The sequence below is a fragment of the Bacillus sp. SIMBA_005 genome (assembly GCF_046535585.1).
GTDB lineage: Bacteria > Bacillota > Bacilli > Bacillales > Bacillaceae > Bacillus > Bacillus pumilus.
This window is the reverse complement of sequence record NZ_JAWRWI010000228.1, coordinates 1-290: the sequence shown is the minus strand read 5'-3', so window position 1 is coordinate 290 and position 290 is coordinate 1. Positions and strand designations below refer to the sequence as shown.

General features: G+C 46.2%; 1 pseudogene. It reads right to left on the bottom strand.

Annotated features, from left to right (window positions below):
- Positions 1–290 (bottom strand): annotated as a pseudogene (locus SB660_RS19885) (sporulation integral membrane protein YlbJ); the annotation flags it as partial.

Sequence of the window (290 nt, the reverse complement as noted above, 5' to 3'; positions counted from 1 at the left end):
ATTTCAAACATTCCGCTGATAAGAGGGATGTCCAGATTTGCCGGAAGATGAAAAAGGGAAAGCAGCGCGTTTGTAAATACAGAAAGCACATCCATGACTTGTACGATTGATAATAACCGGCTGAAAACCGAAAACAATATAATAAAACCGCCCACCATCAGCAAGGTTTGTACAGAAGAGGTGACGGCGTCGCCCAAAATTTTTCCGAGCGGCCGCTTTTCCGAAAGCCGCTCCTTGTGGATGGCCAGAAATGCTTCCTTCAGAGAAGGGAGAGCGATCGTCTTTTTACC